This is a genomic window from Salinicoccus carnicancri Crm, from assembly GCF_000330705.1.
GTDB classification, from domain to species: Bacteria; Bacillota; Bacilli; order Staphylococcales; family Salinicoccaceae; genus Salinicoccus; species Salinicoccus carnicancri.
Genome location: NZ_ANAM01000008.1, coordinates 265,701 through 291,583, shown reverse-complemented (window position 1 = coordinate 291,583; position 25,883 = coordinate 265,701). Strand labels below are relative to the sequence as shown.

26 protein-coding genes are annotated in these 25,883 nt (G+C 47.6%); 20 read left to right on the top strand and 6 right to left on the bottom strand.

The window, feature by feature from the left end; translation table 11 throughout:
• Positions 1 to 40: 40 nt before the first annotated feature.
• The 4 genes from C792_RS0109095 to ccpA all read left to right on the top strand — a co-directional run bounded on the left by C792_RS0109095 (position 41) and on the right by ccpA (position 3,221).
• Positions 41 to 601 (top strand): DUF948 domain-containing protein, encoded by a 561-nt coding sequence (locus C792_RS0109095; protein ID WP_017549163.1) that lies wholly within the window; start codon positions 41 to 43, stop codon positions 599 to 601.
• Between the two features lie 14 nt (positions 602 to 615).
• Positions 616 to 1,077 carry a YtxH domain-containing protein gene (locus C792_RS0109090; RefSeq protein WP_017549162.1) on the top strand — a complete coding sequence of 154 codons (462 nt, stop codon included), beginning with the start codon at positions 616 to 618 and terminating at the stop codon, positions 1,075 to 1,077.
• Between the two features lie 68 nt (positions 1,078 to 1,145).
• Entirely contained in the window at positions 1,146 to 2,156 is a 1,011-nt protein-coding gene (locus C792_RS0109085) for a bifunctional 3-deoxy-7-phosphoheptulonate synthase/chorismate mutase (protein WP_017549161.1), read from the top strand.
• A 75-nt stretch (positions 2,157 to 2,231) separates the two neighbouring features.
• Entirely contained in the window at positions 2,232 to 3,221 is a 990-nt protein-coding gene (gene ccpA, locus C792_RS0109080; RefSeq protein WP_017549160.1) for a catabolite control protein A, read from the top strand.
• Between the two features lie 37 nt (positions 3,222 to 3,258).
• On the opposite strand, the gene C792_RS0109075 is transcribed toward ccpA, so the two are convergent.
• The 3 genes from C792_RS0109075 to C792_RS0109065 are packed head-to-tail and all read right to left on the bottom strand — an operon-like array spanning position 3,259 to position 5,690.
• Positions 3,259 to 4,407 (bottom strand): acetoin utilization protein AcuC, encoded by a 1,149-nt coding sequence (locus C792_RS0109075; protein ID WP_026090306.1) that lies wholly within the window; start codon positions 4,405 to 4,407, stop codon positions 3,259 to 3,261.
• The gene (locus C792_RS0109070) at positions 4,404 to 5,045 is read right to left on the bottom strand and encodes a CBS and ACT domain-containing protein (RefSeq protein ID WP_017549158.1); all 642 of its coding nucleotides are present in this window, start codon (positions 5,043 to 5,045) and stop codon (positions 4,404 to 4,406) included. Before C792_RS0109070 ends, C792_RS0109075 begins: the two co-directional genes overlap by 4 nt.
• A gap of 12 nt (positions 5,046 to 5,057) precedes the next feature.
• Positions 5,058 to 5,690 (bottom strand): GNAT family N-acetyltransferase, encoded by a 633-nt coding sequence (locus tag C792_RS0109065; RefSeq protein ID WP_017549157.1) that lies wholly within the window; start codon positions 5,688 to 5,690, stop codon positions 5,058 to 5,060.
• Between the two features lie 104 nt (positions 5,691 to 5,794).
• Here C792_RS0109065 and acsA point away from each other — a divergent pair, with 104 nt between their 5' ends.
• A complete protein-coding gene (gene acsA / locus C792_RS0109060; protein WP_017549156.1) occupies positions 5,795 to 7,507 on the top strand; it encodes an acetate--CoA ligase in 1,713 nt (570 codons plus the stop codon).
• Between the two features lie 114 nt (positions 7,508 to 7,621).
• On the top strand, positions 7,622 to 9,289 hold the full coding sequence (locus tag C792_RS0109055) for a formate--tetrahydrofolate ligase (RefSeq protein WP_017549155.1): 1,668 nt from the start codon (positions 7,622 to 7,624) through the stop codon (positions 9,287 to 9,289).
• Positions 9,290 to 9,344: 55 nt separating this feature from the next.
• Here C792_RS0109055 and C792_RS0109050 read toward each other — a convergent pair whose 3' ends face one another.
• Positions 9,345 to 11,915, bottom strand: a complete 2,571-nt coding sequence (locus tag C792_RS0109050; protein WP_017549154.1) for a transglycosylase domain-containing protein — start codon at positions 11,913 to 11,915, stop codon at positions 9,345 to 9,347.
• A gap of 424 nt (positions 11,916 to 12,339) precedes the next feature.
• On the opposite strand from C792_RS0109050, the gene tyrS reads away from it, so the two are divergent.
• Complete coding sequence (gene tyrS / locus C792_RS0109045) at positions 12,340 to 13,602, top strand: tyrosine--tRNA ligase (RefSeq protein WP_017549153.1); 1,263 nt, start codon at positions 12,340 to 12,342, stop codon at positions 13,600 to 13,602.
• Positions 13,603 to 13,633: 31 nt separating this feature from the next.
• On the opposite strand, the gene C792_RS0109040 is transcribed toward tyrS, so the two are convergent.
• Entirely contained in the window at positions 13,634 to 14,035 is a 402-nt protein-coding gene (locus tag C792_RS0109040; protein WP_017549152.1) for a PaaI family thioesterase, read from the bottom strand.
• Between the two features lie 212 nt (positions 14,036 to 14,247).
• Here C792_RS0109040 and C792_RS0109035 point away from each other — a divergent pair, with 212 nt between their 5' ends.
• The 13 genes from C792_RS0109035 (at position 14,248) to C792_RS0108975 (ending at position 25,006) form a co-directional block, all read left to right on the top strand.
• Positions 14,248 to 15,249, top strand: a complete 1,002-nt coding sequence (locus tag C792_RS0109035) for an NAD(P)/FAD-dependent oxidoreductase (protein WP_040608850.1) — start codon at positions 14,248 to 14,250, stop codon at positions 15,247 to 15,249.
• Positions 15,250 to 15,428: 179 nt separating this feature from the next.
• Positions 15,429 to 16,373 (top strand): 1,2-phenylacetyl-CoA epoxidase subunit PaaA, encoded by a 945-nt coding sequence (gene paaA / locus C792_RS0109030; RefSeq protein ID WP_017549150.1) that lies wholly within the window; start codon positions 15,429 to 15,431, stop codon positions 16,371 to 16,373.
• A 13-nt stretch (positions 16,374 to 16,386) separates the two neighbouring features.
• Entirely contained in the window at positions 16,387 to 16,722 is a 336-nt protein-coding gene (paaB, locus tag C792_RS0109025; protein WP_017549149.1) for a 1,2-phenylacetyl-CoA epoxidase subunit PaaB, read from the top strand.
• Positions 16,723 to 16,726: 4 nt separating this feature from the next.
• On the top strand, positions 16,727 to 17,548 hold the full coding sequence (paaC, locus tag C792_RS0109020; RefSeq protein ID WP_017549148.1) for a 1,2-phenylacetyl-CoA epoxidase subunit PaaC: 822 nt from the start codon (positions 16,727 to 16,729) through the stop codon (positions 17,546 to 17,548).
• A gap of 10 nt (positions 17,549 to 17,558) precedes the next feature.
• Positions 17,559 to 18,062 (top strand): 1,2-phenylacetyl-CoA epoxidase subunit PaaD, encoded by a 504-nt coding sequence (gene paaD / locus C792_RS0109015; protein WP_017549147.1) that lies wholly within the window; start codon positions 17,559 to 17,561, stop codon positions 18,060 to 18,062.
• A gap of 14 nt (positions 18,063 to 18,076) precedes the next feature.
• Complete coding sequence (locus C792_RS0109010; RefSeq protein ID WP_017549146.1) at positions 18,077 to 18,385, top strand: EthD family reductase; 309 nt, start codon at positions 18,077 to 18,079, stop codon at positions 18,383 to 18,385.
• The gene (locus C792_RS0109005) at positions 18,378 to 19,154 is read left to right on the top strand and encodes an enoyl-CoA hydratase (protein WP_017549145.1); all 777 of its coding nucleotides are present in this window, start codon (positions 18,378 to 18,380) and stop codon (positions 19,152 to 19,154) included. The genes C792_RS0109010 and C792_RS0109005 overlap by 8 nt, the downstream gene beginning before the upstream one ends.
• Before the next feature lie 2 nt (positions 19,155 to 19,156).
• Positions 19,157 to 19,930 (top strand): enoyl-CoA hydratase/isomerase family protein, encoded by a 774-nt coding sequence (locus C792_RS0109000; RefSeq protein WP_017549144.1) that lies wholly within the window; start codon positions 19,157 to 19,159, stop codon positions 19,928 to 19,930.
• Between the two features lie 12 nt (positions 19,931 to 19,942).
• Complete coding sequence (locus C792_RS0108995) at positions 19,943 to 21,448, top strand: aldehyde dehydrogenase family protein (RefSeq protein ID WP_017549143.1); 1,506 nt, start codon at positions 19,943 to 19,945, stop codon at positions 21,446 to 21,448.
• Positions 21,449 to 21,506: 58 nt separating this feature from the next.
• Positions 21,507 to 22,364, top strand: coding sequence for a 3-hydroxyacyl-CoA dehydrogenase (locus C792_RS0108990; RefSeq protein ID WP_017549142.1), 858 nt, complete (start codon positions 21,507 to 21,509; stop codon positions 22,362 to 22,364).
• A gap of 16 nt (positions 22,365 to 22,380) precedes the next feature.
• Positions 22,381 to 23,157: an enoyl-CoA hydratase-related protein gene (locus tag C792_RS0108985; protein WP_026090304.1), complete on the top strand. Its 777-nt coding sequence runs from the start codon at positions 22,381 to 22,383 to the stop codon at positions 23,155 to 23,157.
• Between the two features lie 20 nt (positions 23,158 to 23,177).
• Positions 23,178 to 24,059: a PaaX family transcriptional regulator gene (locus C792_RS0108980; RefSeq protein WP_017549140.1), complete on the top strand. Its 882-nt coding sequence runs from the start codon at positions 23,178 to 23,180 to the stop codon at positions 24,057 to 24,059.
• Positions 24,060 to 24,061: 2 nt separating this feature from the next.
• Positions 24,062 to 25,006: an NAD(P)H-dependent flavin oxidoreductase gene (locus C792_RS0108975; RefSeq protein WP_017549139.1), complete on the top strand. Its 945-nt coding sequence runs from the start codon at positions 24,062 to 24,064 to the stop codon at positions 25,004 to 25,006.
• Positions 25,007 to 25,029: 23 nt separating this feature from the next.
• On the opposite strand, the gene C792_RS0108970 is transcribed toward C792_RS0108975, so the two are convergent.
• A complete protein-coding gene (locus C792_RS0108970; protein WP_017549138.1) occupies positions 25,030 to 25,794 on the bottom strand; it encodes an NRDE family protein in 765 nt (254 codons plus the stop codon).
• Positions 25,795 to 25,883 lie beyond the last annotated feature (89 nt).

Sequence of the window (25,883 nt, the reverse complement as noted above, 5' to 3'; positions counted from 1 at the left end):
AAATGAATAACAAATAAAGAAAGAAGATGGAGGCGTTACAATGGATTGGCAAATAGTTTTATATATTGCCGCCGGTATTGCTGCAGTGGCATTTCTGATTTTATGTATTGCGCTGGCAGTAGTATTGTTTTCGGTGAAAAAGAATCTGGATCATGTAGCCAAAACACTCGATGGTGTGGAAGGACAGATCCAGGGCATTACAAGAGAATCAACAGACCTGCTGCATAAGACGAACCGTCTTGCAGAAGATGTACAGGGAAAATCTGCAAAACTGAATTCTGTCGTTGATGCAGTACAGGGAATCGGAAATTCAATGACGAATCTGAATTCCTCTGTGGACAGGGTGACGAATTCCATCACTCACAACATTTCACAAAATGAAGATAAAATTTCACAGGTTGTACAATGGTCCAACGTTGCAATGGAAGTGGCGGACAAGTGGCAGATGAGGCAGAAGCGCAACAGTGCCTATTCCACCAGGTACTCGACGACTTCAGAAACGGATCCGGATAAACTGCCTGTGGCAGTGAATGAAACTTCTACGGACAGTGACAACCTTGATGAGGATCGTGTGAACGCAGGACTTGATGACCGTAAGTAATGGGAGGTCTTAAAATGGAAACTTATAACAGAGATCGGCATCTTCACGGAGTAGAGGAATATGAGCAGCAGGTGCACCAGTCCACAGGGCGGGACTTTTCAATCGGCCTGATCCTGGGGCTCGTGGTCGGAACGATCGGAGGACTTCTGCTTGCTCCAAAATCCGGTGATGCCTTAAGGGACGATATCACAGACCAGGCGAACAAACTCTCCAAGAATTTCGGCACTGATGAGTCTGACAGTTCACTTAAAGAGAAGGCGGAGCAGAAGACCAATGAACTCCGTGACAAACTCAAAGACAAAAAGGATGAGGCTGTCGTCAAAAAGAGCGAAATGGACGAGAAAAACCGTGTGAAATCGATTGATGAATCCGATATGAGAGCCCAGAAAGAAGCCATCCAGGAAGAAGTCAGCGAGAATTATACTAAAGATGCGAGAACAGTCGACATGTCTAAGTATGAAGAGAAAAATGAGTAAACAGGATGGTAGGAATATTACTAACCACATGTGTCCGCATGTGGTTAGATTTTTTATGAGGTGTTTGTATGGCTGGTAACAGGGAAGATGAACTGTTTGAGATTGACCTGGAGTTGTTGAAACTTCTGGATGACCGCATCCAAAAAGGTGCAGTTGCCCGTGATGATGTGGACGAAGCGGCTTATATAAAAAAACTCACATCATATTACGATGGTGCGATAACCGAAGAGTTTGTTGCAAAACTGGCCCAGTTGCTGTTCAATGAAGCGGGGAAGGAGAGGGAACATGATACTGAACGGCGGATGCTCTATTCACGGGAGTCTAAAAGGTCAGACACTATTGTAGAAGTAAACGGTCGTGAAATAGGGGGAGCGGAAACGGTAAACATATTTGGTCCATGTGCGGTGGAATCGTACAGACTGACTGCAGAAGTTGCGGCCATGCTGAAGGAAAAGGGATTCGGCATCATCAGGGGAGGCGCATACAAACCCAGAACTTCCCCCTATGATTTTCAGGGGCTCGGTGAGGAAGGCCTTGGGATACTCTCCCGTATCAGGAAAGAATACGGGCTTGCGGTAATCAGTGAGATTACAGCCCCCGTGCATGTGGAACTGGCCCGCCCGCATCTGGATATATTCCAGATAGGTGCGAGGAACATGCACAACTTCGAATTGCTGAAAGCTGTCGGCAGATCTCAGACACCGGTTCTTCTGAAACGGGGGTTGAGTGCAACAGTGGAAGAATTTCTATACGCTGCCGAATATATACTTGCTGAAGGGAATCCCCGGGTAATCCTTTGCGAACGAGGGATTCGGACGTATGAAAAAAGTACCAGGAATACTCTGGATATCTCTGCAGTCCCTCTTTTGAAACAGGCAACCCATCTTCCCGTCATGGTGGATGTCACACATTCCACCGGGCGTAAGGAAATTATGGCGGAATGTGCAAAAGCCGCGCTTGCATCAGGAGCGGATGGTATCATGGCTGAAGTGCATCCTGACCCCGACGTGGCCCTGAGTGACAGTAAACAGCAGATGTCCTTTGCCGAGTTTGATGATTTTTATACAAATTTACCATAATTGTGTCGAAATCCGACCGTTCATGTTATCATTATACAAAAAGCGTTTTCAAGAGTGAAAGCACGGAGGTGCAATATGACTGTTACAATTTATGATGTTGCCAGGGAAGCAAAAGTCTCGATGGCGACAGTATCGAGGGTTCTAAACGGCAATCCGAATGTCAAGCCAGAAACCCGTAAAAAAGTGAAGGATGTTATTGAACGTCTGAATTACAGGCCCAACGCGGTTGCGCGCGGACTGGCGAGTAAGAAGACCACGACGGTGGGTGTAATCATCCCTGACATCTCCAACCTTTATTATGCGGCACTTGCAAGAGGTCTGGATGATATTGCCGAGATGTATAATTATCAGACGATCATCACAAATACGGAGAACGACCCGGAGAAGGAAAGGGATTCATTCCTGAGCCTGGTCAGCAAACAGGTGGATGGAGTGGTCTTCCTTGGCGGTGCGCTTAATGAAGAAACTCTGTCGGATATCAAAGACTCCCATGTGCCGGTTGTCATTTGCGGTACAAGTGAAAAAGATAAGAACCTCCCATCTGTAAATATTGATTACTTCGAAGCGATCAAAGAAGCAGCAACAAAATTCCTGGACACAGGTGCTGAGCGGATAGCCTTCCTGAAAGCATCCTATTCAGATCAGCTCGAAAACCATATCGAGGAAGGGATCAAATCAGCCTACCGGGATGCGGGCAAGTCAGCGGAAGACAGTCTGATGCTTAATGCCGGTTCCGATTACCAGTCCGGCAAGGATATTTTCGAAGAAATAAACGCCCATAAGGCGGATGTGGTCATCACCATGAGTGATGAAACAGCCATAGGCGTACTTCACAGCGCCATGGACCATGATCTTGGAATTCCGGAGGATATACAGGTGCTGAGCTGCAGTAATACAAGGCTCGTAAATATGGTGAGACCACCGCTTTCAAGCATAGCGCTTCCACTCTACGATATCGGTGCCGTTGGCATGAGACTATTGACCAAATACATGAATGAAGAGACGGTGGATGAGGCGAACGTCATCCTGCCTTACAAGATAGAATACCGTGCCACAACAAAATAGTATCGAAAGCAGCCAGATCAGATGGATTCGGCTGCTTTTAACTTTCTATGTGAAGTATCACGCGGTTTAGTGAACTTTCATTTTTTTCAGTGATATCCCGGCGTCTGGGAATCTCCTGGTAGTCATGTGTATCATCTGCCCACTCTGATGGAAAATCAACCGGACATTTGGGGGTGTATTTATCCATGTATTTTTGTGGCAGCCTTCCGCGCGGCGGTTCCTTTCCTGTCATTGCCAGCCATACCTGCGCCCACATACGTGGCACGACCTGCCATATATTATAACCGCCACCTCCGACAGCTATCCATTTGCCTTCAGTATACTTATCCGCCATTTCACAGACGAACCTCGGTATCTCTTCAAAAGAGGCGGAAGTCAATGAGAGGTGGGTCATCGGATCCCTGTAATGTGCATCAACACCGTTCTGGCTGAGAATGACATCCGGTTTGAATTTTATGATTGCCGCCTCCAGGCTTTCCTTGAAAATGCTCATGAATGACTGATCCTCGGTAAATGCATCCACCGGAAGATTTACACAGAACCCGAAGCCGTCACCAGCTCCGCGCTCAGTTAGACTGCCGGTGCCCGGAAAGAGGTAGCGGCCGGTTTCATGGATGGAATAAGTCATGACTTCCCTGGAGTCATAGAATATCCATTGGACACCGTCTCCGTGATGGGCGTCTGTATCGACATACATTACACGTTTTCCATAGTTTCTGCGCATATACTCTATGGCGACAGCGGAATCATTATAGACGCAAAAACCGCTTGCTCTGCCGCTGAAACCATGATGCAGCCCTCCAGAAAGGCTGGCTGCCTTGTCAGCCTTTCCTTCCATGACAGCGTCAACTGCCGTCAGCGTCGCTCCGACAAGCATTCTGCTCTTTTCATGCATCCCTTGGAAACTGGGGGTATCATCAGTGTTCAATCCATAGCTTTCCATTTTTTCTTCGGGTAAAGCCCCGTCCCCCGCTGCTCTGACAGCTTCCAGGAAATCCTTTTTGTGCACGAGCAGAAGCTCTTCATCTGTGGCTTCGCGCGGTTTTATGATATGCTCTTCTGATAAAAAACCTGCAGCCTGCAGCAGGTCTGTGGTCATTTTTAGTCTCATCTGATTAAAGGGGTGAGTGGAGTTGAAACGGTATTTCAGCAATGAATCATCGTATACATACAAAGGTTTTTTCATTGGTTCGAATGCATCGGATCCACAACTGTGAATCCTTTCTCTTCCAGTTTCTCTATTGCCTTGACCGGATTCATTGCCTGTATTCTGAGTACCACCGTCTTATACCCCTTCATTTCCCTGTTTCTGTATACCGATACATTGATGATTCTGATATTGAGCTCTTTGAAGACTTTGCCGATATCATATATGACACCCGTCCTGTCCTCTACATTCACTTCAATGATGGAACCGGGTTCCGTAATGCCTGTAATCTCCAAAAATGTATTGAGCATGTCCTTCTGAGTGACGATACCCACGATCCTGCTGCTGGAAATGACGGGCATGGCACCTATCGAATAATGATAGAAATCCAATGCTATTTCTTCGACAAAATCGAGCGGATGACAGTAGGTGACCCGTTTTCTCATTATACGTGATACCGGTACTTTCAGACTGAATTCAGGATCATCGTCCGAAAGGACCGATGGAAGGGTGAGTTTGATATCACGATCAGAAATGATACCCGTCAGCTTTTCGTCTTCATTAACGATGGGGATGTGCCGGAATGAATGCCGGCTCATCATATCCATCGCATCTTCGATGGTGTTCTCCGGTGTAAGAGTAAACACCGGGGAAGTCATTATCCTTTCAACAAGCATTTTTACATCCTCCTAAAAGAAAAATCTGTTTTTGAATCTTATCTTATCGAATTCCATCATCTGATCGTCTGTGATGTTCTTTCCTCTGCGTGCCATGAGGGTGTTTGCAGGATGGCCCGTAATTTCAGGATCATTTGTCTGAAATACTTCAAAGCCGCTCGCTGCCATCAGTCTGATCATCAGATCTTTATATTCATAAACATCAAGACCGCTGTTTTTCAAATCCCAATGCCAGTAATATTCAGTAGTGATGGTTATATAGTTCTCCATATAGTCATCAAGCATCGCAAGCTGCAGCATGCGCTTTCCGAGCCCGAATCCCCTATAGCCGAAACTCACTTCCACAGCGCCGAGTTCCATGATATAGGGCAGTCTGCCGTCAGACCATCTTTCCATAGGGTCGGGATGCAGGAATGTAACGTAGCCGATAATATGGCTGCCTTCACGGGCGATGATTATCCTGCCTTCCTCAAGGTCTGAGATTTCCCTGATAGCTTCAAACTGCTCTTTGGGCGGTCGGAATGCATAAAGTCCATCGTCATAGGAATAATTTTCCAGAGATTGTCGGGAGACGGGACCTTCGATGACAAACGACTGATCCAGTGCCTTGTAATCTTCTTTATAATACGTCTTTATATGGCGCAAAAGAAGCCCTCCTGAAGTTTCCGTTTTAAAAATTTTGAAAAATCCGTCACCAGTATTATATAATAATAATTGTAAAAGAAAAATACAAAAGGGGAGTTATATTTATGAAAGTAGAACTTTATGAAGCGACGGATCAAAATCCTAATCTGAAAGATTATGATGAAGCAGTCAAAAATTTTGACTGGAATGAAGTTGAAAAAAACTTTTCATGGTATGAAACAGGTAAGTACAACATGGCTTATGAAGCAATTGATAAGCATGTTGAAAATGGACTGGCTGATAAAGTCGCGCTCCATTACAAGAATGGAGAAAGACACTCCTCCTATACTTTTGATGAACTGAAGAAAGCATCCAATAAAGCGGCGAATGTACTGAAGGATGAAGCGGGGGTTGTGAAAGGCGACAGAGTATTCATCTTCATGGCCCGGAGCCCGGAGCTTTATTTTTCGTTGCTTGGTGCCTTGAAAGTCGGTGCCATCGTCGGTCCGCTGTTTGAGGCCTTCATGGAAAAAGCTGTAAGGGACCGCCTTGAAAACAGTGATGCGAAAGTCATTATTACGACACCTGAGCTGTTGCCGCGTATTCCGATGGATGATCTTCCAAATCTTGAAAAAGTGGTAGTTGTCGGTGATGGTGTGGAAGGTGACTATCTCGACTTTGACAAAAGTTTTGAAAACGCTTCAGACGAATTCGACATCGAATGGCTGGATAGAGAGGACGGCATGATTCTTCACTATACGAGCGGTTCAACCGGTCAGCCAAAAGGTGTGCTGCATGTACAGCAGGCGATGGTGCAGCATTATATTTCCGGCAAATATGTGCTGGACCTGAAAGAGGACGATGTATACTGGTGCACAGCCGATCCAGGCTGGGTGACAGGTACATCCTATGGTATATTTGCCCCGTGGCTGAACGGAGCAACGAATGTTGTCGTTGGTGGCAGATTTTCTCCGGAAGCATGGTACGGGGCAATCCAGGATCTTAATATCACAATCTGGTACAGTGCACCGACAGCATTCCGTATGCTGATGGGGGCAGGGGATGAAATCGTGAAAGATTACGACCTGTCCAGCCTGAGGCATGTACTTTCAGTAGGGGAGCCCTTGAATCCTGAAGTTGTCAAATGGGGCATGAAAGTCTTCAATCTGAGAATACATGATACTTGGTGGATGACTGAAACGGGTGCCCATATGATTGTCAATTTCCCTTCCATGGACATCAAGGGAGGCTCGATGGGAAAACCGTTACCGGGAACGGAAGCCGCCATCATTGATGATGAAGGTAATGAGCTGCCTCCCAACCGCATGGGCAACCTGGCCCTTAAAAAGGGATGGCCGGCGATGATGCGTAAAATTTGGAAGAATGATGCCAAATACGAATCCTATTTCATCGGTGACTGGTATGTGTCAGGGGATTCTGCATACATGGATGAGGAGGGTTATTTCTGGTTCCAGGGCCGTGTCGATGACGTCATCATGACTGCGGGCGAGAGAGTCGGTCCATTTGAAATCGAGTCCAAGCTGGTTGAACATCCGGCGGTGCAGGAAGCTGGTGTCATCGGTAAGCCGGACCCAGTACGCGGCGAGATTGTCAAAGCATTCATAGCAATACGTGAAGGATTCGACCAGACCGATGAACTCAAAGAAGAGATCAGGGTGTTCGTAAAAGAGGGTCTTGCGGCCCATGCTGCTCCAAGGGAAATTGAATTCAAAGATAAACTGCCTAAGACGAGAAGCGGTAAAATCATGAGACGTGTATTGAAAGCCTGGGAGCTCGAACTGCCGGCCGGAGATCTATCCTCCATGGACGATGAATAAAAACCAAACTTCTGCCTCCGGTAATTTACCGGGGGCAATATTTTGAATAGTATGGCATAATAGATGGTAAGGGTCCGCTTGGCCGGGCAATCTATATATACAGGAGATGAAATTATGGCACATCTGACAGATCAGGAAATCGCAGCAAAAGCCGAAATCAGACCGATTCAGGATATTGCTGATAAAGCGGGCATCCCACAGGATGCACTTGAAATGTATGGCAAGTATAAGGCGAAAGTCGATATACATAAGGTGGAAGGCGATGAGTCGAAATCCAAAGTGGTATTGGTTTCCGCTATGAACCCAACACCTGCAGGGGAGGGGAAATCAACATGTACTGTGGGGTTGGCAGATGCATTCAATAAGCTTGAAAAGAACGTCATGGTCGCACTCCGTGAACCGGCACTCGGTCCGGTCATGGGCATAAAAGGAGGTGCTACCGGAGGAGGTCACGCACAGGTTCTGCCTATGGAGGAAATCAACCTCCATTTCAACGGTGACCTACATGCAATCACGACTGCCAACAATGCACTGGCCGCATTCATCGACAATCATCTGCATCACGGCAACAAATTGAATATCGATCCGCGTCGTGTATCCTGGAAACGTGTCATGGATATGAACGACCGCGCGTTGCGTCAGATAAACGTCGGCCTCGGCGGTGTAACACGCGGTGTGCCGAGGGAAGACGGGTTCGACATTACAGTGGCCAGTGAGATCATGGCTGTACTCTGTCTTGCAACTGACCTCATCGATCTCAAGAAAAAGATTGCTAACATCATAATCGGCTACACATATGATAAAGAACCGGTGACAGTCGGCCAGCTTGAAGTTGAAGGCGCGCTTGCACTCCTTCTCAAAGAAGCGATAAAACCGAACCTTGTGCAGACAATGGAAGGGACTCCGGCATTGATCCATGGAGGTCCATTCGCTAACATCGCCCATGGGTGCAATTCGCTGATCGCAACGAACACCGCCAGAAAACTGGCAGATATCGTTGTTACTGAATGTGGCTTCGGCTCCGACCTCGGTGGAGAAAAATTCATGGACATCAAAGCGAGAAAAGGTAACTTTGCACCTGACGCCATCGTCCTTGTGGCCACAATCCGTGCCCTTAAAATGAATGGCGGCGTAGCTAAGAGCGACCTTGGTGAGCCCAACGTAAATGCTCTGAAAGCGGGTATCGCAAACCTTGAAAAGCATGTGGAAAATGCACGCAAATTCGGAGTCGAGCCGGTTGTTGCTCTCAATGATTTCGTTACAGACACGGATGAAGAAAGGAATTTCGTCCTTGGATGGTGCAAAGAGCAGGGGGTGCGTGTTTCTCTGACCAAAGTATGGGAACACGGCGGCGCCGGCGGTACCGACCTTGCGGAACAGGTGCTGGAAGTGCTTGGACAGGAACAGAATTTCAAACACCTTTATGAAAATGACCTGCCGATCGATCAGAAAATTGAAAAGATCGTAACGGAAGTATACGGCGGAGACGGAGTCATTTTCACGGATAAAGCCAAAAAACAGCTTGCAGAAATCGAAAGCCACGGCTGGTCCAACGTTCCGGTATGCATGGCAAAGACACAGTATTCATTGAGTGACGATCCATCACTGCTCGGCAGGCCTTCGGGCTTCAAGGTTACCGTGAGGGAACTCGTCGCCAAAAATGGAGCAGGATTCGTTCTGGCACTGACGGGGGATATCATGACCATGCCGGGGCTTCCAAAAGTACCTTCTGCAGTCCATATGGATGTGGATGCGGATGGTAATTCCAAAGGATTATTCTAAGAGAAGTCATTAAAAAAGGTTAGCCGGAATTTTTCCGGCTAACCTTTTTATATTTCTAGTTGTCGTCATCATTGTCGTCATTGTCATCGTCGTCGTCATCATCATCATCATCGTCATCATCGTCAGAAGAGCGGCCGACAGTGTATCTGTTGTCGTAGGTGTTTGTAACAGTGCCCCTAAGATCTGAATTGCTCAGCCCGGAATCGAAGGCAGCGCCCATTCTCTGCTGGATTTCAGAATCACTCAGGCTGCTCTTGTTGGAAAGTCTGGTATCTTCTGCGATGAGTCCTTCGATCGGTTTATCCATGCTGCTGCTGCAGTCGTCCTCCTGTTCCATCGTCAGTGCACAATATTCCACTTCACGGACGGAATTGGGGCGGTTGAAGCTCTGGCTGGCGCCCATTTCTTCCGGTGCAGCTTCACTGAGTGCCGTTGCCATGTCCCTCCAGTTATAGATGTGCATGTACTGTTCGGCATCCTGATTGGCAACCTGCGGAATGTTCCTGTCATATCCCATCCAGAGTCCCAGTGTCACTTTCGGGTTGTAGCCCATGAACCAGGAGTCGATGAACGAATTGGAAGTTCCGGTTTTGGCAGCCCAGTCGAATTGGTCATCATATCTGTTGTAGAAATCCTCGATATGATAGGCAGATCCGGTCTGGAAAGATTCCTGGAGCATATCTGACATCAGATAGGCTGTTGATTCCTTGAAAACCTGTTCAGTGCTTCCCTCGTGCTCATAGATGACTTCACCCTCGGGACTTGTGATGGATTCGATCATATAGCTGTCGGTCATTTTACCATCATTGCCGAATGTCGAGAATGCATTGACGTTCTCTTCAACGGACATGTTGTTGACACCGAGTGGCAATGAAGGAATGAGGGTATTCTCACTCGCATACAGTGTGTCTGCAAGCGGCATACCCATTTTGTCGAAGTACTCCTGAGGGTTATGTCCACTTACATCCGACCATAACCTGAGGGTGCTCAGGTTATAGGAATTGCTCAGTGCATGTTTTGCTGAAACAAGACCGAATTCCTCATCCACATCGTAGTTTCTCGGACTGTAATTGATTGATGGGATCGTAAAGAATTTGTCCAGAAGAACAGTGTCCGGTGCAATGATGCCTTTATCCAATGCGGGACCGTATGTGATCAGCGGTTTCATGGTAGAACCGGCCATTCTTGAAGTCTGGGTGGCATGGTTCACGGAAGAGTTTTCATGATTTCTGCCACCGACAAAGCCTAATATCTTGCCTGATGCATTGTCTTTCAGGACAGCTCCGATTTCATGTTCGAACTCCTGGTTGCTTTCCTGCTGTTCTTCCTCCGTAGCGTCTTCGGCTTCCTGGATGCTTCTATTGCCGTAATAATAGTTGGAGTTATTCTTTACATTCTGCATCGTATCATAGATGGTTTTATCAATTGTCGTTTCAATATGGTACCCCTGATTGCGGAGTGCCGTATTCGCCTTTTGAGTATACTCCTGATTGAGGAGCGGCGTTGAATCCACGTCTTCTCTTGAAACACCTTCTTCTTCGGCAATATGATATTTGATTATGTCTATGCCGCGTCTTTCCACTTCTTCGGTAAGGAACGGATAATCCTGGTTTGGTACTCTTACATTTTCCGCCAGGTTGTTGTAGATGTCATAATCGACTGCTTCGTCATATTCCTCCTGGGTGATTGAACCTTCTGTGAGCATCCGCTCCAGTACAAACAACTGACGATTTTTACCGGACTGCAGTGCCTCCTCGCTTTTAACATCGCCACCCTGGATAAATGGTGTATATGCATAAGGATTCTGCGGCATGCCTGCCAGGAACGCACTTTCCGCCAGGTTGAGATCTGCTGCATCTTTGCCGAATACCCCATCGGCCGCAGCCTGGATCCCCGCTATGTTCTGGCCGTTGGCATTACGTCCGAAGGAAACAGCGTTTAAGTATGCTTCAAGAATTTCTTCCTTGCTAAGTAGTTTTTCGACCCTGAACGCGAGAAGCAGTTCCGTGGCCTTGCGGTCGAATGTGGTTTCGTTTGTGAGCAGCTGATTTTTGACCAGCTGCTGGGTAAGCGTACTGCCTCCCGTCCCCGACTCGGAACCGCCGACCTGCTGAAGTGTCGCCCTGAGGAATGCTTTCGGTACGATGCCGTTATGATCATAGAAGTACTCATCTTCTGTAGCGATGAGTGCATCAGTGACATAAGGTGAGATATTATCATATTCCACACGTTCACGTATCAGGTCCGCTCTCAGTGTGCCGAGGGATTCACCGGAACCGAAGGCGACCGTTGTACTTTCTGTCATCTCCGTCAATGCTGTTTTCACTTCGTCAGCGGGTTCGACCTCTTCATCATTGACAAGGGCAGCGAAGTACCCGAGGCCAATGCTGAAGACAAGTATGCCGATCAGCGTAAAGGAGAGGAGGAGGAAGAGTACAATATTCCATATAGTATTATAAGCAGTGAAGAATGTTATTCTTGCCGGCGAACCGGCCCGTTTGAAACGGTCAGTTGCATTATTTAGTTTTTCTTTGAATGATGATCCCTTCAGCCTATCTTTCTCTGAACCGCCATCACCGACGGAAAACATTTTTTTAATATCATTTAAAAAGTCGTTCTTCTTCATGACTACCTCCTGTCACCGGTCATTATAACATAGAAATAAGTAGGGGAGTTAACGAATAAACACCGCTTTTATGCGATTCCTCATGTTATCATATGGCAGATATACATGAAAAGAATTTAGCAGTTCACTTCTTTCCGCGGTTGACTTCACAAGAACTAAATTGTATGATATTGCTAAATTGATATTTACTGGACTGCAGAGAAGTAGCGGGTTTTGTGCAATTTAGAGAGCCGGTGGTTGGTGAAAACCGGTGCGTACTCCCTGCGAATACACTGCAATCATCCATGTCCGGGCGTCCGGGACAACGTTCTGTCCCAAAAAGAGTTAAACGTATGGTGGTACCGTGTATGAAAGCACCCTTACTTTGTTGTAAGGGGCTTTTTTTATTGCGATGATATAAATTTTAAACCAGGAGGAAAAACACATGAATGAATTGATAGAAGATCTCAAGTACCGCGGCATCATTTACCAGATGACGGATGAAGAGAAGATTTCGGAGATATTGGACAATGAACAGCTGACGCTCTACTGCGGGGCGGACCCGACTGCAGACAGCCTCCACATAGGGCATCTTGTACCGTTTCTGACGATGAGGAGGTTCCAGGAGTATGGCCACCGCCCGATTGTCCTGATCGGCGGTGGCACAGGGATGATCGGAGACCCTTCATTCAAGGCCGAAGAACGCAGCCTCCAGACCGAAGATCAGATCGATGACAATGTCCTGGGCATCAAAAAACAGATGGAACAGATTTTTGATTTTTCTGATGAAAATGGGGCAATCCTGGTAAACAACAAGGACTGGTTGAAAAACATCAGCCTGATCAGCTTCCTCAGGGATTACGGGAAACATGTCAGCCTGAACTACATGCTTGGAAAAGACGCAATCCAGTCCAGACTGGAAACGGGCATTTCATATACCGAGTTCACATATACGATTCTTCAGGCAATCGATTTCGGTCATCTGAATAAGGAGTATAATTGCAAACTGCAGATTGGCGGGTCAGATCAGTGGGGGAACATCACGAGCGGGCTCGATCTGATGAGAAGGATGTACGGTGCGACGGAAGCCGAAGGGATGACGATTCCACTCATCACGAAAGCCGATGGCAAGAAGTTCGGCAAGACCGAATCTGGCAACATCTGGCTGGACCGTAATCGCACATCACCTTATGAATTCTACCAGTTCTGGATCAACCAGAGCGATGCGGATGTCATCAAATTCCTGAAGCTTTTCACATTCCTGTCCAAGGAGGAAATCGGTTCACTTGCAGAATCAGTAGAAAATGAACCGCATCTGAGGAAGGCGCAAAAACGTCTGGCTGAAGAGATCACTGCATTCATCCACGGGGATGATGCTCTCGGGGAAGCGCAGAAGATAACAGAAGCGCTGTTCAGCGGGGATATCAAATCTCTGACTGCTGAGCAGGTGAAGGATGCATTCAAAGATGTACCTTCGGCGAACTATGATGAAACGGATATGAATCTGGTAAAGATCCTTGTAGATACAAACGTGTCCCCATCCAGGAGACAGGCGCGTGAGGATATCACTAATGGTGCCATCTACATCAACGGCGAGCGTCGGCAGGACGTGAATTATGAAATCCGCGAATCCGACAAGCTGAATGGTGAATTCACAGTAATCCGCCGGGGCAAGAAAAAATATCACATGATCCAGTATGGTAAATAATCGATTTGGGCACAGATCAGCGTATCTGTGCTCATTTTTTTATGATCATGATCGAGGATGTGGCTTCCGCCACTGTTTTTCCATTCTGCATGAGCATGGCGCTGCCGTATGCTGCAGTCCGCCCTTTTTTGTGTATCCGGCACAGAATTTCGACATCTCCTCTGATAACCGGCTTGAGAAATGTGGTGTTCAGATTGATGCTCGCAAATCCTTCACCCATTTCAAGCTGTGAATCTATTGCATAGGCAAACATGATGTCGGCAGCTGCACCTGAAAAGCCTCCCATGGCCACACCATTGCCATTGATCATTGCATCAGTCACTGTCCATATTCCTCTGCTTTTTCCTTCTGATGCTTCTTTCACACTGACGTTCAGGTAGTGATCGCATGGCGGTGCAGGTGTCTCTTTTTTTACAACGTCCCCCAGGTCCAAAACTATTCCCTCCTTGATAGATAACTGATTTGATAAAAAGTTTCCTCATATAGTTATATAAATTCCATTATATATAAAAAATGTGATTATTCAATTATTAACATGTAATCCCTTGACTTCACCGGTGAAGTTTTTTACTATTTGTTTATAACGAGTATAAATTTTAAGTATCAAATTAGTTATATAAGGGGGGCGTGAATGTGACAGATGAAATGGAGATTTATGATACGACGATTATCGGAGCCGGCCCTGTCGGCATGTTTACCGCTTTCTATGCCGGTCTCAGATCGATGAAAGTGCACCTGGTGGACAGTCTCCCTGAGATGGGCGGACAGCTGGCGACGCTTTACCCAGAAAAGTATATATATGATATTCCGGGTTTCCCGGGAGAGAAGGCTAAGGATATCGTTTTGAACCTTGAAGAGCAGATGAACCGCTTTGATGTAGATATATCGCTGGAGACGAACATTATCAGCATCAACAGAACGGTGGAGGACACTTTCATAATAGAATCGGAAAATGATGAGGTTTTCCATACCAGGACGATCATCATTGCCGGCGGCAATGGTTCTTTTGAGCCTAAGCGTATGAAGCTGCCGAATATAGAGGAATATGAAGGGATAAACCTTCATTATTTTGTGAAAGATGTTGAGCATTTCCGTGATAAGGACGTTGTAATATTCGGAGGTGGTGACTCTGCTGTGGACTGGAGCCTGATGCTCAATGATACAGCAAAATCGGTGACACTGGTCCACCGGCGGGATCGTTTCCGTGCACATGAGTCCAGCGTCCAGGAGCTGAAGGATTCCTCGGTGAATCTTCTGACACCGTTTCAGCCGGCTGCGTTCGAAGCTTCGGAGAAGCTCTTCTCAATCACCCTGAAGCATGCGAAGGAGGAGATGGAAATAGAAGTGGATGGAGATGAATTCATCTGCAATTTCGGCTTTTCCTCGACACTCGGTCCTATGAAAGACTGGGGTCTTGATATCAGAAAGAATGATATCACCGTCAATTCCAAAATGGAAACCAATATTGAAGGAATCTATGCTGTGGGTGATATCAACAGCTATGATGGCAAAGTGAAACTGATCGCAACGGGCTTCGGGGAAGCACCGATTGCAGTATCCAGTGCAAAAGTCCATATCAATCCGGCAGCAAAACATCAGCCGCAGCATTCCACATCCATAATTGATGAAAACCAGGGGGGAGTATAGCGGGGAATACTGTATACGGTGATTAATCAGGAAACCTGCATATCCAGCGGTTCATGCAGGGCTTGCGCCGGACAATTTCGATCTTGAGGATGCCCTGGACGGGTGTCCGACGTATTCGATAAAGACCGGCGTTGAGCCCATATTAATGGCGGACGCCGAAAAATTAAGGAGGCAGTAAAATGAAAGCGGTTACAGGGATGACAGAAAGCGAGAAGTACGAATCATTCATGAAACGGATTGAAGATGGTGACAAAATTGAAATGGATGACTGGATGCCTGACGAATACAGGACAGTGTTGATCAAATTGATCTCAATGCACGGCATCAGTGAAATCATGGGGGCGCTGCCTGAGAAGGAATGGGTGCCGAAAGCACCGGGGCTTGGACGCAAACTCGGCATCATGGCGAAAGTCCAGGACGAGATGGGGCATGGACAGCTGCTGCTCAGAGTGACCGAGGATCTGATGAAACCCCTGGGCAGGAATCGTGCGGATATTATGGATGATCTTTTTGAAGAGCGGCTGAAATTCCACAATGTTTTCCATATGAGAACACATACATGGGCGGATGCCGGGCTGATCGGCTGGCTGGTCGACGGTGCAGCGATCATCACGCAGACGAATATGCTCGGAGCATCATACGGTCCTTACGCACGCGCCCTGAAACGTATATGTGCAGAGGAGGTTTTCCATGCTCAGCATGGTGAATCCATTATCATGGCTCTGGCGGAAGGCTGTACAGAGCAAAGGGAAATGCTCCAGGATGCAATCGACCGCTGGTGGCCGTCGCTTCTCATGTTCTTCGGCCCTGAATCGAAAGATACGACAGGCAGTTCAAAACAGGATGCAACGATAAAATACCAGATTCGTACCAAGACGAACGAAGAACTGAGGCAGAGCTTCCTCAGCAAATACGTACCGAGGATACACTCGCTCGGGCTGACAATCCCTGATGACACACTCCGATTTGATCAAGAAACAAAAATATGGGAGTACCGGCAGCCGGATTGGAAAAAGTTCAAACAGATCATCGGCAATGAAGGGCCGAAAAGCCAGGACCGTCTCAACCTGAGGAGGGCGGCCTATAAAAATAACGCCTGGGTCCGTGAGGCACTGGAAGCATAAGGAGGATAAATACATGAGCGGCACTTTTTACAATGAATATGAAGTGTTTTCCAAAAGGGCACCCGATAAGGGCTTCATCCATCATTTCAGTCTGACGGCACCGAATGATGAAATAGCGAAAGTGATGGCCCAGGAGAACTTCCTTAGGCGGGAGCCCGTCTCTGACCTCTGGGTGGTTAGACGGGAGAACATACTTACTTTATCGGATGGGGAGAAGCAAACCCTGCAGCGACTGGACAATAAAGATTACAGAAATACGAAGGGCTACGGGTATCTGAGGAAAAAATGGAGAATGTACGAACAGAACCTGCTGGATGAAAAGGAAATAATGGGATGGGCGAAGGAGTGAAGTCATGGAAAAGACGGAAAGCGGAAAGTTTGAAGGACTGACGGAGACGGATCAGGCATATCTTGCCGATTTGCTGAAGCAGCTTGCAGATGATGATTATTTGTTGTCATTCAGGTCATCGGAATGGCTCGGGCTGGCACCGCATATCGAAGAGGATGTGGCGTCGGCTTCGATTTCACAGGATATGATGGGACACGCTGCAATGTATTATGGGCTGCTTGGGGACATATACGGAAGGGATGCCGATGACCTCGCCCATTTCAGGGGACCGGCGGACAGAAGGAACAGCATCCTTACAGAAAAGAGGAATGGGGAAGGGGAGTATCTTGATGTGCCGAAGTATGACTGGGCCTATCATGTTGTCAGGAACCTCTACTATAACATGCATAAAAAAGTGAAGCTTGTTGCGTTGAAGCAATCTTCATCTACTCCGCTCAGGGACGTTGCTGCAAAAGCGGCAATGGAACTTTATTATCATGAGCTGCACTGGCGGACATGGTTCATACAGCTGATGAATTCAAGTGATGATGCAAAAGCGAGGATGGCTGCTGCGCTTGAAAAAGTGAACGGCGAATGCGCGGATCTGTTCCATCTTGGAAAGTACTCTGAAGACATCACCAGAAAAGGGTATATTGCACCGGCATCTGAAATGAAGGACAGCTTCCGAAAGGAAATGGAAAAGGTGTTCGATCAGACGGACAGCGTGTTTTCATTTCCGGATGATCAGAAAGAGAACGGCAGACTCGGCCGGCACACGGAGGACCTGGAACATGCATTGGAGTTGATGAGCGAAGTATATGGCTCAGTGCCATATGCAAAATGGTAGGTGAATGAATATGAAGGCTGAAAAAATACTGGATGAAGAATTGATACTTTCGAAACTGGCAGAAGTTAAGGATCCGGAAATCGATACGGTTTCCATCGTCGATCTTGGGATGGTGTATAGAGTGGCAGCAGTGGATACAAGTATAAAAGTGACGCTGCTGCCCACATTCAGCGGGTGCCCTGCGCTTCCAATCATTGAAAAGAACTGTGCGGAGGCGCTGCTGGAACTTGACGGGGCGGATTCAGCCGAAGTCGAATTCACATTTTCAGTGCCGTGGACGAGCGACAGGGTGACTGAAGCCGGCATCAGAGGACTGAAGGAATTCGGGATCGCACCGCCGCCGGAATTCATTGAATCGGACGGAAGCTGGCATGTCGACTGTCCGTATTGCGGATCGACGTTTGTGACGGTGGAGAATATATTCGGGCCGACGGCATGCCGCAGCATACTGTATTGCAGAAATTGCCGGAATCCGTTTGAAGCGATGAAACTCGTATCATCAAATATGCATTAAAAGGGGACAGAGAAATGGTGAAGGTTGTAGCTATGTATGGACACCCGGAGGATAAGCAGGCGTTCGATACCCATTACTTTGAAAAGCATATACCGCTGACTGAGAAAATACCCGGTCTGAAAGAAGTCAGAGTGAGCAAATATGACAGGGATCCGATGGGGAATCCAAGTAGATATTATATCATCTGTGAAATGTATTATGACAATATGGATGAGTTGGAGAAAGGCCTTTCATCTGATGAGGGCAGAGCATCTGCAAGAGATGCGATGTCACTTGCCGGAAAATCGGTGACCTTCATGGTCGGTGAAGATGCTGATGGCTAATTATGAAAACATCAGTATCGAACTGAAGAATGGTATAGGAATGATCTGGCTTGACCGGCCTGAAGTGAACAATGCGATTTCCATTGAGATGACAGAGGAGATACTCCATGCCATGGAATGCTTTGACGAAGAACAAGATGTAAAAGTCATGACTGTCATGGGAAGGGGCGGAATATTTTCAAGCGGGGCGGATATCAGTGAAATGAAAGATTCCGATGCGCGGGATATGATGGTGCGGGATCAGTTCAGAATATGGGACAGGATGTCTGAAATAGCGAAACCTGTTATCTCCGGCGTTCATAAATATGCATTTGGAGGTGGATTTGAACTGGCGCTCCTCTCGGACATGATTGTTGCGGACAAAGATGCAGGATTCGGGTTTCCGGAAGTGGTCATCGGGGCTATGCCGGGAGCAGGCGGCACCCAGCGTCTGACAAGACTTGTCGGTACGAAGCGGGCGATGGAGTGGATAATGCTCGGCGAAACCATTTCTGCCAAAACACTGCACGACCACGGTGTCATCAACCACCTTGCAGATGGAAGGCTCCTTGGGGAGACCGTATTCAAACTGGCGGAAAAACTTGCAAAACAGCCACAGATTGCCTTGAAACTGATCAAGGAATCCGTAAATGCCGCTCAGGATAATTCATTGTATGCGGGGATGCAGATTGAAAGGAAAAATTTCTATCTGCTGTTTTCCACAGAAGATCAGAAAATCGGGATGCAGGCGTTTTTGGATAAGAAACCACCTGAATTCAGGGGGCGGTAGCAATGTATGAAACCATCATTGTAAATAAGGAAGCAGGCATGGGGCAGATTATTTTCAATCGTCCGGATAAATATAATGCCTTCAATAATGAAATGCTGGAAGAAACCAGGCAGGCTCTGGAAATGCTTGAGAAAGATGAGGATGTCAGGGTCATTACCCTCGAAGGGACAGGGAAGGCGTTTTCAACGGGGCAGGACCTTGCCGGGGTGGATGACAGCATGAATCATGGAGAAGTGATCAGATTGTTCTATGCACCGCTGGTGCAGGCAATAGATACATCTGAGAAGCTGATCGTGGCCAAAGTTAATGGAATAGCAGCAGGTGCGGGTATGAGCATTGCACTGGCGTGCGATATGAGATGGATGAGCGATGATGCAATGATGACAAGTGCGTTCATCAACGTCGGTCTGGTTCCGGACAGCGGACATATCTTTTATCTCACAAAATTGGCCGGACAGCAGAAAGCCCTGGAAATTTCCATGTTCTCACCCAGGATGGGCGCCGGTGAATCACTGGACCTCGGGCTGGTCGATGATGTTTTTGCAAAGGACATTTTTGATACAGAAACCCGGAAGAGAATCGGCCGCCTCCTTGGAAAGCCATCCATTGCAATCGGACTGATCAAACAGCTGACAAAACGGGCAGCGGATTCGACGCTTCCGGAATTCATGGATATTGAAAGTGAATACCAGAGAGTAAGCGGTCTGACTGAAGATCATCGTGAGGGCATGATGGCGTTCAGGGAAAAAAGAAAAGCGGAATTCAAAGGGAAATAGGAGGATACTTAAATGACGGAAGTGAAGGTGCAAAACGGCATCAGGAGAGAATTCTATGAACTTTTCATCAATGGTGAAAAGGTGGAGAGCAGCGATGGCGGCACGAATGATATCATCAATCCGGCAACGGGTGAAGTCATAGCCAAAGTCGCCATGGCGACAGGGGAGGATGCAGAACGTGCTGTGATGGCGGCGAGGGATGCTTTTGAGAACAGCAAATGGAAAATCTACCCGGCATCCAAACGGGCAAAGATCCTGAACAGGATTGCTTCAATCATGCGGGAAAGGTTCAAAGAACTTGTCGAGCTCGAAGTCTTGAACTCGGGCAAATCAATCAATGCTGCCACCGGACAGATCAACCAGGCTGTTGAGGATTTCGAATATTATGCGGGTGCCGTCTGTAATCACGGTGGTCAAACGAATGATGTGCCCGGCCAGTTTCATAACTATACCGAAAAAGAACCGGTCGGTGTTTGTGCACAGATTGTACCATGGAACTACCCGCTGATGATGGCTGCATGGAAAGTTGCACCTGCACTCGCTGCAGGATGCACTGTTGTTTTAAAACCTGCATCATTGACACCGCTGACTGCATTGATTCTGGGGGAAATCTGTCAGGAGGCAGGTGTCCCGGACGGTGTGATAAATATACTGCCGGGAAGCGGCAGCAGGGTTGGTGACTATCTCGTCGAGCATCCCGAGGTAGATAAAGTGGCCTTTACCGGATCGACGGATACAGGCAAAGACATCATGTCTAAAGCAAGCCGGACACTGAAGCGTCTGACACTGGAGCTCGGCGGAAAATCTCCGGCGCTCATTTTCGGTGATGCAGAGCTTGAGAATGCAGTGGCTTCGTCCGTTTACGGCATATATAACAACACGGGCCAGTCATGTGATGCGAGAAGCCGAATATATGTGGAAGACAGGATTTATGATAAGTTCGTCGAACAATTCGTTGAAAAGACGAAGCAGATGAAGATGGGTGATCCCATGAGTAAAGAAACGCACATGGGCAGCCTGATTGATAAAAGTCAGCTGGAATCGGTTGAAGCATATATAGAAACCGCGAGGCAGGAAGGGGCAACTATCGCATACGGCGGCAACCGTCTGAGCATTGAAGGTTATGAAGGCGGGTTTTGGCTCGAACCGACAATCATCACTGATGTTACAGAAGACATGACAGTGGTCCGGGATGAGATATTCGGTCCGGTGGTCGTCATCTCACGCTTCAGTGATGAAAAAGAGGCCGTCAGTCTGGCAAACAATACAATCTATGGCCTGGCATCAAGCATATATACAGAAGACACCAGGAAGGCAAAACGTGTGGCCGATAAGATCAGAGCTGGCATCGTCATGATCAACTGTCCATTTTCCGCATTCCCCGGAACTCCGTTCGGAGGATACAAACAATCCGGATTCGGCAGGGAACTTTCTGCAGAGACTCTTGATCTGTACAGTGAAACTAAAAGCATCATGTCGTATTTCGGCAGGAAACCAATCAATCCTTTCATGCTGTAGACCATAGAAGGAATGGGGGCTGATTCCATCCTTTCTCTTTATAACCGGAGGTGTAATCTTGCAGACCAATAAAATAACAGTCATCGGCGCCGGCGTGATGGGTAAAGGGATCGCATATGCTTCTTCTCTTGCCGGTTTTGATACAGTCATTATGGATGTTGATGAAAAGATGGTGGATAAAAGTTACAGGGATATAAAAGAACTTTTTGATAAGGGCGTTGGCCGGCACAAAATAAGTATGACCGACAGAGAAAATGCACTCGGCAGACTGGAGGTTTCTGTTTCCTATGAAGAAGCAATCAAGGAGTGCGATCTTGTCATCGAAGCGGTTCCGGAAGTCGCCGTAATCAAGCGCGCGGTTCATGAAGCTGTTTCAGAAAAGGCAATGAGCCACACGATTTTCGCTTCAAACACAAGTACGATGAGTCCGACGGAAATTGCCTCCTACGGCAACAGACCTGAAAATTCGATAGCAATGCATTTCTTCAATCCGGTGCACAGGATGCCGCTGGTAGAAATAGTGAGAGGGCTTGAGACGTCGGACGCCACTGTAACCGAAGTGGAGGCAGTTGCCAAAAAAATGGGGAAGGAGACAGTAGTGATCAATGAATTCCCCGGTTTTGTGACTTCACGTATGAGCTGCCTCATAGGGAATGAAGCCTTCCATATGCTCCAGGAGGGACTGGGTACGCCTGCGGATATTGACAAAGCGGTCCGCTTCGGGCTGAACCATCCCATGGGCCCGTTTGAACTGGTGGATCTTGTCGGACTGGATGCCCGGCTGAATAATATGAAAGAACTTCACAGTAAACTCGGAGAAAGGTTCCGGCCGGCTCCGCTTCTTGAAAAATATGTGAACGCGGGGCGGCTGGGTAAAAAATCCGGAAGAGGAGTATATGATTACAGTGAATGTTAAGGGGGGCCTGAGACGGATGGAATACATCGATAGCCGACAGGAGGGGGATGTATACCGCATCCATTTCAACAGGGAGAGATACTTCAATGCATTCAATTATGGAATGCTCAGGGAACTTGAGCAGATTATTGAGGAAATAATGAATAGCGATGGTGTGAAAGTTGTTCTTTTTACGGCTGCAGGAAAAAAGGCATTCTCCAGTGGAGCGGATCTGAAAGAACGACTTGGACTCGATGAGAATAGAACAATGAGGAATGTCAAGCTCATCAGTTCCGTTTTTGATAAGATCGGCCGGCTTGACCCTGTCACAATCTGCAAAGTTGACGGTCTCGCTTTTGGCGGCGGAATGGAGCTGATCCTGGCCTGTGATTTTGCAATTGCCGCTGAAAGTGCGGAACTCGGTCTTACAGAAGTAGGATGGGGTATCATACCGGGTGGAGGCGGAACTCAAAGGCTTGCCGCGCTCGCCGGTGTGAATAAAGCCAGGGAGATGATACTGCTGTCTGAAAAAATCTCTGCAGCCGAAGCTGAAAAATATGGTATCATCTATAGAATGGTAAAGGCGGACGATTTGGATGCAGCCGTCGAGAATCTGGTGGACATTCTGCTGGCACAACCCAAAGTGGCGCTTCATGCAGCAAAACGCGCCATCAACGACAGTATGGAACACAGTGTTTCGGAAGGCGTGGAGGTTGAGCGCCTGCATTATTTGAAAACACTCAAAACATACGACAGAATGGAAGCGTTGAACAGTTTCAGTGAAAAGAGGAAACCAGTCTTCAGGGATGAATGAAAAGGATAAGAGGTAGGATCATGGCAAAGACGCAATCTTTGATTTTTACTATATACGGCGATTATATACGCCATTACAACAACCGGATATGGGTGGGCAGCCTGATCAGGCTGCTCGGGGCATTCGAACACAATCCCCAGTCGGTGAGAATGAGCCTCTCCCGTATGTCAAAGCAGGGATGGCTGTCGATTGACAAAGAGGGCAAAAAGAGTTTCTATACATTGACCGAAGCCGGGAAAAGCCGTCTGAACACTGCTGCAGGAAGAATTTTCAACATCCGCAAGGAGAGTTGGGACGGCCACTGGCTGATGGTGGTGCTCCAGAACAGGTTCGATGATGCGAAGCACAGGCAGGCATTCATCAGGGAACTGGAATGGCATGGTTTCGGACAACTTTCCACGAATGTCTATATCACACCGAACCCTCTTCATGAAACCATGGAGAGGCTGACTGTAAAATATGACCTGGGGGATAAGATTGATGTCTTTTCTGCTGAATATACAGTGGGCGAAAATTCCCGTCTGATTCAGAGGGGCTGGAATATTGAAGAAATAAATGAAAAGTATGAAAGCTTCTTTGAAAAGTACAGCAGGGATTACGTGCTGGACAGACAGCTGATTGCACAAGGAAGGCTGACTGACGCCGAATGTTTCATAAAAAGGGTCATGCTGACACATGAATACAGAAAATTTTTATTCATTGATCCCGGCTTCCCAGCGGAACTGCTTCCCGGCAGATGGCTTGGACATCATGCCGGACAGCTGTTCAGCGACTATTACCAGCTCCTCGGCAGAGGCGCCATTGAATTTTTCGAGGGTGTGTTCAAAGCGGATAATGCATATGACCCCTTGTTACCGGATGCCGGTGTACCGACGGATTCATATCTTGAAGCGGAGGAATGAGTATGATGAAAATCATGGATGCGCTCGGACTCAGTATTCCCCTTGTGCAGGGCGGCATGGGGAATATACCGACAGGGTGTTTTGCTGCGCTCATTTCAGAACAGGGCGGGCTTGGAACAGTCAGCTGCGGAACGCTCGCCCCCGATGAAGCAAAAAAGCAGTTGAAAGAAGCGAGAAGACTGACTGACCGCGCCCTCGCAGTCAATATTCCCATCTCTGTCAATGCCGCCCCGGCGGATATGATCAGGCTGGCCGCCCGGTATAATATGGATGTCATCACTCTTTCGGCAGGAAATCCGGCCCCCTACATACCAGAGATCAGGGCGCTTGGCATGAAAGTCAATGTTATTGTCGGCACCGTTTCCCAGGCGAATAAAGTGGCGGGCATGGACGTGGACATCATCACATGCGAGGGGTACGAAGCGGCAGGGATAAATGCTTCCACCGAAGCCACGACGATGACGCTCATACCACAGGTGAAAAAGGTCATCGACAAGCCGCTTATTGCTGCCGGCGGCATCGGGGATGGGAGGGGAATGCTTGCCGCAATGGCGCTGGGGGCAGATCTGGTGCAGCTCGGCACCCGGCTGATTGCTACCAGGGAACATCCTGCCCACGATCACTATAAGGCAAAGATAATCGAAGCGGATGAATCGTCGACAAAAATATACGGGAGATCGGTCGGCAGATGCAGAAGGCTGATCAGAAACGGGTATTCCGAGAGTCTCCGGAAAGAAGAAGAGCGCGGCATTACGCTTGAAACATACAAAGAAAATACAGATGAGGAAAAGCATCTGCTCGGTGCAATGGAAGGGGATATGCAAAACGGGTTCATTAACGGCGGGCAGATTTCCGGCCTGATTGATGAGTTGCCCGGTGTTGCGGAACTGTTCAGTGCATTCAGGGCGGAATTTAATGACAGCCTCTCCAATGTAAAGAAGCTATGAAAATTTTCATAGCTTCTTTAGCTTTATCGGATTGTGAAAGCATATCTTTTTTCATCGGTCATCCTGCCGTGTTCATACGTCCGCTCGATGAATTCCACATTATCATCCTTATCGACAACAAGTACGGTGGAGCAGCGTGTCCCGTAATTTTCAGTGTCGATGAACATCGGCGAGAGCTGTGTTTCCAGTTCATTTGAAAGTCCGGTGTCCGGCAGGTCTTCCACAGGAGCCGTGTCACTGTCCTTCAGCAGCCTGAACAAAGCCTCCACATCAATATCTTTTCCGGAAGTGATTTCTGAAAGCATGTGCTTCCCTTTGACCACTTTGGGCCAGGGCGTATCGAGGTGGTGGTTGCTCAATCCGTGGATGCCGTCTCCGATCTTCTGTACTTCATTATCATAATTGTTCAGATAATACAGTTCATCGGGGAACCCGGCAATCAGGTTGAATCCGGAGTATTCCCCGGATTCGGCTTTCAGGGAGGAAAGGTATTTTTCGGCTGTGTCTTTCGACTGTAAAAATCCGCTGACCAGCAAACCGCGTGTTTTAAGGTTAGTATTCAGGAGTTCGTCGCTGTTTCGGATATTTGTAAGTGCTGCGATACGCCCGTCCATTGTAATGCCGAGCCATGTTCCTGTACCGCGCAAATCCCTCCCTGCAAGGATGTTCCGGTCGTCTTCCCAGAACTTTGCAGGCTCGGTCGGCCGGTGGTACTCCTCGTCCCGGTTGGCTGCCAGAACCAGTTTGTATTTTTCGTGATCATTCAAATGAAAATTTATCAGGCACATAAAATTAACTCCTTTAATCAATCCTTGGTTCCATTATATACTCCCTGGAACCAGTGTTGAAATAATCGAACCGGACAAAAAAAATCCCG

Excerpts from the sequence above, each read along its gene's own strand:
- C792_RS0109095 (WP_017549163.1), top strand. The coding sequence starts at position 41 with ATGGATTGGCAAATAGTTTTATATATTGCCGCCGGTATTGCTGCAGTG.
- C792_RS0109090 (WP_017549162.1), top strand. The coding sequence starts at position 616 with ATGGAAACTTATAACAGAGATCGGCATCTTCACGGAGTAGAGGAATAT.
- C792_RS0109085 (WP_017549161.1), top strand. The coding sequence starts at position 1,146 with ATGGCTGGTAACAGGGAAGATGAACTGTTTGAGATTGACCTGGAGTTG.
- ccpA (WP_017549160.1), top strand. The coding sequence starts at position 2,232 with ATGACTGTTACAATTTATGATGTTGCCAGGGAAGCAAAAGTCTCGATG.
- C792_RS0109075 (WP_026090306.1), bottom strand. The coding sequence starts at position 4,407 with ATGAAAAAACCTTTGTATGTATACGATGATTCATTGCTGAAATACCGT.
- C792_RS0109070 (WP_017549158.1), bottom strand. The coding sequence starts at position 5,045 with ATGCTTGTTGAAAGGATAATGACTTCCCCGGTGTTTACTCTTACACCG.
- acsA (WP_017549156.1), top strand. The coding sequence starts at position 5,795 with ATGAAAGTAGAACTTTATGAAGCGACGGATCAAAATCCTAATCTGAAA.
- C792_RS0109055 (WP_017549155.1), top strand. The coding sequence starts at position 7,622 with ATGGCACATCTGACAGATCAGGAAATCGCAGCAAAAGCCGAAATCAGA.
- C792_RS0109050 (WP_017549154.1), bottom strand. The coding sequence starts at position 11,915 with ATGAAGAAGAACGACTTTTTAAATGATATTAAAAAAATGTTTTCCGTC.
- tyrS (WP_017549153.1), top strand. The coding sequence starts at position 12,340 with ATGAATGAATTGATAGAAGATCTCAAGTACCGCGGCATCATTTACCAG.
- C792_RS0109035 (WP_040608850.1), top strand. The coding sequence starts at position 14,248 with ATGGAGATTTATGATACGACGATTATCGGAGCCGGCCCTGTCGGCATG.
- paaA (WP_017549150.1), top strand. The coding sequence starts at position 15,429 with ATGAAAGCGGTTACAGGGATGACAGAAAGCGAGAAGTACGAATCATTC.
- paaB (WP_017549149.1), top strand. The coding sequence starts at position 16,387 with ATGAGCGGCACTTTTTACAATGAATATGAAGTGTTTTCCAAAAGGGCA.
- paaC (WP_017549148.1), top strand. The coding sequence starts at position 16,727 with ATGGAAAAGACGGAAAGCGGAAAGTTTGAAGGACTGACGGAGACGGAT.
- paaD (WP_017549147.1), top strand. The coding sequence starts at position 17,559 with ATGAAGGCTGAAAAAATACTGGATGAAGAATTGATACTTTCGAAACTG.
- C792_RS0109010 (WP_017549146.1), top strand. The coding sequence starts at position 18,077 with ATGGTGAAGGTTGTAGCTATGTATGGACACCCGGAGGATAAGCAGGCG.
- C792_RS0109005 (WP_017549145.1), top strand. The coding sequence starts at position 18,378 with ATGGCTAATTATGAAAACATCAGTATCGAACTGAAGAATGGTATAGGA.
- C792_RS0109000 (WP_017549144.1), top strand. The coding sequence starts at position 19,157 with ATGTATGAAACCATCATTGTAAATAAGGAAGCAGGCATGGGGCAGATT.
- C792_RS0108995 (WP_017549143.1), top strand. The coding sequence starts at position 19,943 with ATGACGGAAGTGAAGGTGCAAAACGGCATCAGGAGAGAATTCTATGAA.
- C792_RS0108985 (WP_026090304.1), top strand. The coding sequence starts at position 22,381 with ATGGAATACATCGATAGCCGACAGGAGGGGGATGTATACCGCATCCAT.
- C792_RS0108980 (WP_017549140.1), top strand. The coding sequence starts at position 23,178 with ATGGCAAAGACGCAATCTTTGATTTTTACTATATACGGCGATTATATA.
- C792_RS0108975 (WP_017549139.1), top strand. The coding sequence starts at position 24,062 with ATGATGAAAATCATGGATGCGCTCGGACTCAGTATTCCCCTTGTGCAG.
- C792_RS0108970 (WP_017549138.1), bottom strand. The coding sequence starts at position 25,794 with ATGTGCCTGATAAATTTTCATTTGAATGATCACGAAAAATACAAACTG.